The 4781-nt window shown below is 46.2% G+C and carries 5 protein-coding genes; 4 read left to right on the top strand and 1 reads right to left on the bottom strand.

Going from position 1 to position 4781, the window contains the following annotated elements; all coding sequences use genetic code 11:
* Positions 1 to 139 precede the first annotated feature (139 nt).
* Positions 140 to 1213, bottom strand: a complete 1074-nt coding sequence (tsaD, locus tag QUB26_RS31170) for a tRNA (adenosine(37)-N6)-threonylcarbamoyltransferase complex transferase subunit TsaD (protein ID WP_333246974.1) — start codon at positions 1211 to 1213, stop codon at positions 140 to 142.
* Positions 1214 to 1543: 330 nt separating this feature from the next.
* On the opposite strand from tsaD, the gene QUB26_RS31175 reads away from it, so the two are divergent.
* The 4 genes from QUB26_RS31175 to ilvN all read left to right on the top strand — a co-directional run bounded on the left by QUB26_RS31175 (position 1544) and on the right by ilvN (position 4580).
* Positions 1544 to 2032 (top strand): Photosystem I reaction center subunit III, encoded by a 489-nt coding sequence (locus tag QUB26_RS31175; RefSeq protein WP_333172718.1) that lies wholly within the window; start codon positions 1544 to 1546, stop codon positions 2030 to 2032.
* Positions 2033 to 2151: 119 nt separating this feature from the next.
* Complete coding sequence (gene psaJ, locus QUB26_RS31180) at positions 2152 to 2280, top strand: photosystem I reaction center subunit IX (protein ID WP_106151078.1); 129 nt, start codon at positions 2152 to 2154, stop codon at positions 2278 to 2280.
* A 252-nt stretch (positions 2281 to 2532) separates the two neighbouring features.
* Positions 2533 to 3345 (top strand): carbon-nitrogen hydrolase family protein, encoded by an 813-nt coding sequence (locus tag QUB26_RS31185; protein ID WP_333321173.1) that lies wholly within the window; start codon positions 2533 to 2535, stop codon positions 3343 to 3345.
* A gap of 716 nt (positions 3346 to 4061) precedes the next feature.
* Positions 4062 to 4580 (top strand): acetolactate synthase small subunit, encoded by a 519-nt coding sequence (ilvN, locus tag QUB26_RS31190; protein WP_041622928.1) that lies wholly within the window; start codon positions 4062 to 4064, stop codon positions 4578 to 4580.
* Positions 4581 to 4781 lie beyond the last annotated feature (201 nt).

Below are 4781 nucleotides of genomic sequence, written 5' to 3' on the forward strand. Positions count from 1 at the left end.
AATTAAATCTGGCGCGTGCTCGTCAGCAAATAGCCTAGCCCCACTGGTTTACTCTTTTGACAATTAATCCACCCTGCTTATTAAGGGGGGCTAGGGGGGATCAGATTCTATGCAGCCTCATAAAAAATTCGTATAATAACTAATGACTCTTGTACATTTCCATAATATCGCTGACAGCCATTCTTGAATTTGCTCCCAAAGTCAGCGGTGAGGTGTGTCCTCGCTGCAAGTGTTCGGCCGCCGCACAGCCGATCATTGCTGCGTTGTCTGTACAATATTTTAATGGCGGAAACAATACCCGCAAGTTGTGTTTGGCTGCTGCTGCTTGTAAGTGTTTTCGGAGTCCGCTGTTTGCTGCAACTCCCCCGCCGACTACAATAGTGGTAAGCCCGAAATTTACGGCACAGTCGATCGCTCTTTTTGTTAAACCCTTGGCTACTGTTTCCTGAAAGCTGGCCGCAATATCATTAATTGTAGAGGCAGGTAAGATGCCTTCCGCACCCACATTGTTATTTTGTTTCTTGAGTTTCTGTACTAATTGCAAAACAGCGGTTTTCAAGCCGCTAAAACTACTGTCGTAGGGATGATAGCCGCCACCAGGCAAGGAAATTCTGCCTTCTGGTAGAGGGTATGCTTGGGGATTGCCAAGGGCGGCCAATTTGTCAATCAGCGGCCCGCCGGGATATCCTAGCTGCAACAGTCTCGCAACTTTATCAAAAGCTTCGCCGGCGGCGTCATCGCGTGTTTGTCCTACTGTTTCATAAACGCCGCAATCTTTGACGTAAATAAAGCTAGTGTGTCCCCCGGAAACTAACAAACACAAAAACGGTGGCTGCAAGTCGGGTTCGGTAAGGTAAGAAGCGTAGATGTGCCCTTCGAGGTGGTGGACGCCTAAAAAAGGTTTTTGATGGACTATTGCCAAGCTTTTCGCCGCTGTCAGCCCGACTAACAATGCACCTACTAAACCGGGGGCACAAGTCGCTGCAATGCCGTCAATTTCTGACCAACTGAGGTTTGCTTCACCGAGACACTGGGCAATTACCTGATTGAGCATTTCTAGGTGACTCCGCGAAGCCACTTCCGGCACTACTCCGCCATACTGCTGGTGGATTTTAATTTGTGATGCTACAACATTGCTGCAAACTTGACGATTCTTAACAATTGCTGCTGCTGTTTCGTCACAACTTGTTTCGATCGCGAAAATGGTTGCCATTAACTGCTAATTTTATTTGATAGGTTAGTTATTGCTAGCTTAACTAATTCGGCGCAAGTCCCCCGCTCTACCTGTACTCAGGTTATTGTTAAGGGATTTTTGCCCGATCGACAGGTAAGACCATCATCGGATGCAATGAAGGAATATCCTCGCGGTATTGCTAGCTCAGCATTGACCTATGAGAACGGGAATCCCTCATTCTATTGGGCTTTGCCACATCAATGATGGATACTTTACACTGTCAACAAACACGGTAATCTGGATTCCAGATTGGCAAGTTGAAATGCTTGTACAAAAACTTATTGTTTTGTAACAAAAGGAAACAATTCCATGCGACGATTGTTTGCTGCAATTTTAGTGTTGAGTGTCTGGTTCAGTTTTGCTCCAGTTGCTTCGGCTTACAATTTAGTGCCGTGCAAGGACTCTCCCGAATTCAAGGAACTGGCTAAAAATGCACGTTCAACCAATGGCGACCCCGCATCTGCGAAAGCGCGGTTCGATCGCTATTCTCAAGCTATGTGCGGCCCGGAAGGATACCCGCACTTAATCGTAGACGGCAACTTGAGCAAAGCAGGGGACTTTTTGATTCCTAGCATACTGTTCTTGTATATGGCTGGTTGGATTGGTTGGGTAGGCCGTTCTTATCTGCAAGTTACCAAAAAATCAGCAACCCCAGAGGAAAAAGAGATTATTATCGACGTTCCTTTGGCAATCAAATGTATGCTGAGCGGCGTTTTATGGCCTCTGGCAGCTCTCACATCAATCACCAGCGGTGAAATGTTTGCGAAGGACGACGAAATTACTGTTTCCCCCCGCTAAAATTGGGAAATGGAGAAGAGCTAATAGCTAACAGTTAAGTAATTAACTAGAAATTAGCAATTAGCACGCTAGACCGATCGGCAATTACTAACTGTCTCGAATTTTCAGGAGCAGAATTCATGCAATACTTTGTCAAGTTTCTTTCGACCGCACCAGTATTGGCTATCCTTTGGCTATCTATTCAAGGCGCGGCTTTAATTGAATTCAACCGCTTTTTCCCCGACCTGCTTTTCCATCCGATGCCGTAAGATTTGAAGGAAATTAGGTTGCAAAACCTAGAAGGTAAAAGTTGAGAGTTTTGATTTTTGAATTATGAGTTACAGGCTAATTTAAAACTCAAATATCAAAACTCTCAAACCATACCAGTTCGGGCAAAACCAGCGCCGAGATGGGTAAAACCCAAGGATCTAAACTATTTAGTTATCAAATTAGTTCCCAATGGCTAATGACTAATGACTAATGACTAATGACTATTGACTATTGACTAATATTTTGAATCGATGAAGTCTTATCTCGCCGCAGCAATTCAAATGACTAGCTTGCCTGACCTGCAAAAAAATTTGGTTCAGGCAGAGGAATTAATCGACCTGGCAGTGCGTCGGGGTGCGGAGTTAGTTTCCTTACCAGAAAATTTCTCGTTCATGGGAGAAGAGGAGGAAAAAATTGCTTCTTCAGAGGCGATCGGACTCCAAAGCGAAAAATTCCTCAAAACGATGGCCCAACGGTTCCAGGTAACGATTCTGGGCGGCGGATTTCCCGTGCCGACGACCGGGGGGAAGGTATACAATACTTGTTTGCTGGTAGACCCAAACGGCACTGAACTGGCAAGGTACCAAAAAGTACATTTGTTCGATGTGGATGTTCCCGACGGCATTACTTACAGGGAATCGAACACTGTGAAAGCTGGTGAAGATTTGCCACCGGTTTATGTGTCGCCGGAGTTGGGGACGCTGGGACTTTCCGTGTGCTATGACGTGCGGTTCCCGGAAGTGTACAGGCACTTGTCGTACAAGGGGGCTGATATTTTGTTCGTGCCTGCGGCGTTTACTGCTTACACTGGCAAGGATCACTGGAAGGTTTTGTTGCAAGCTAGGGCGATCGAGAATACTTGTTATATGATTGCCCCGGCACAGACTGGACACCACTACGGCCGCCGTCAAACACACGGTCACGCGATGATTATAGACCCTTGGGGTGCCGTTTTGGCGGATGCTGGAGACGAACCGGGTGTGGCAATTGCAGAAATTAATCCCGATCGACTAGAACAAGTCCGCCGCCAAATGCCGTCGCTGCAACACCGGGTTTTTCTCTGAAGGAATTTTGAGACCAATTGGTCTCAAAATTTCAGTCCCAGTGGGCCGCCCGACCTTTCAAGTTTTTATTCGCTCAAGTAATTGTGTAGGTTCGTACACAAAAAAACTTAGATCATGTGGGTGCGATCGACAATAATAAGCGGGTGGGGGCGGATTTACGCCGATCTATGAGTAATATTGTCGATCGGAGGTGACTCTGGCCCCCACAGCTTAATATATTGTTTTTTCCCGCAGATGAACGGCCAATAACTCGCGATAAAATGTCTAAGGCAGGTTCAATGGGCGTGCACTTCTGCTAAAAGGCGAATTAGCGAAAGTAGAATTGCACGAAATGCGTCTTTTTGGAGAATTGACATCCACCCCGACCGTCGCGGACAGGGATTCCCAAACCTCACGATTTGAATTTCTGCTTCTTCGCAACTGCCTCCACCCTAAAAGAGATTTGGTCTTATGTTCGCTCCACAGACTAACCCCGCAAGCCCTGCGGTTTTTATGTGTCGAATACCAAACGGAATTCTTCTTCGTTTTGATTCTAGGGATGTTTACCATTGCCCTATCCTCTTGAACCGGTCTACCGATTTTGCTTCGCCGCCAGCACCTCGGGCTGAACTTCGCTCGTATAGGCTGTTTGATCCATCGTCTCGGGTGGGTCGTTGACCAATTATATTGTAATATAAAGCCGTCCTAAAAGGACGAGGTTTCTACCCAATTTTCTGATGAAACACACTCTTTCGGTTTTAGTTGAAGATGAAGCGGGTGTCCTCACTCGAATTGCTGGTTTGTTTGCCCGTCGGGGTTTTAATATTGAAAGTCTGGCCGTTGGCCCGGCGGAACAAGGGGGAGTGTCTCGGATTACGATGGTTGTACCGGGAGATGACCAAATTATCGAACAGTTGACAAAGCAACTGTACAAGTTGATTAACGTGCTTAAAGTTCAGGATATAACGGAAATTCCCTGTGTGGAACGGGAGTTGATGTTGCTGAAAGTTAATGCTGCTAGCGGGACGCGATCGGAGATCATTGAGTTAGCTCAAATTTTTAGAGCGCGAGTGGTGGATATTGGTGATGATACGCTGACATTGGAAGTTGTCGGAGATCCCGGTAAAATGGTGGCGATCGTCCAGGTGCTGAATAGATTTGGGATTAAGGAAATTGCTCGTACTGGGAAAATTGCCCTGACGCGCGAGTCGGGGGTAAATACTGAGTTTCTCAAGTCCTTGGAAGCGAAAGTTTAAGTCATTAGTCATTAGTCATTAGTCATTAGTCAGAAGGAATGTTTTAACTTTTAACTTTCGACTTCTTATTACCAACTACCAATTACCAATGGCTGATGACCAATGACTAACGACTCCTGACTAATTAGGAATGAGAATTAAATAACTTCCACAAGATTGTGGGATGGGCGTCCCGCCCGTCCTTTTTGGACGGGCGGGACG

This window comes from Microcoleus sp. B4-C1 (genome assembly GCF_036705285.1).
Lineage (GTDB): Bacteria > Cyanobacteriota > Cyanobacteriia > Cyanobacteriales > Microcoleaceae > Microcoleus.

What these genes read in the sequence shown, in the direction of transcription:
- tsaD (WP_333246974.1), bottom strand. Translation starts at nt 1,213, where the DNA reads ATGGCAACCATTTTCGCGATCGAAACAAGTTGTGACGAAACAGCAGCA.
- ilvN (WP_041622928.1), top strand. Translation starts at nt 4,062, where the DNA reads ATGAAACACACTCTTTCGGTTTTAGTTGAAGATGAAGCGGGTGTCCTC.
- QUB26_RS31185 (WP_333321173.1), top strand. Translation starts at nt 2,533, where the DNA reads ATGAAGTCTTATCTCGCCGCAGCAATTCAAATGACTAGCTTGCCTGAC.
- QUB26_RS31175 (WP_333172718.1), top strand. Translation starts at nt 1,544, where the DNA reads ATGCGACGATTGTTTGCTGCAATTTTAGTGTTGAGTGTCTGGTTCAGT.
- psaJ (WP_106151078.1), top strand. Translation starts at nt 2,152, where the DNA reads ATGCAATACTTTGTCAAGTTTCTTTCGACCGCACCAGTATTGGCTATC.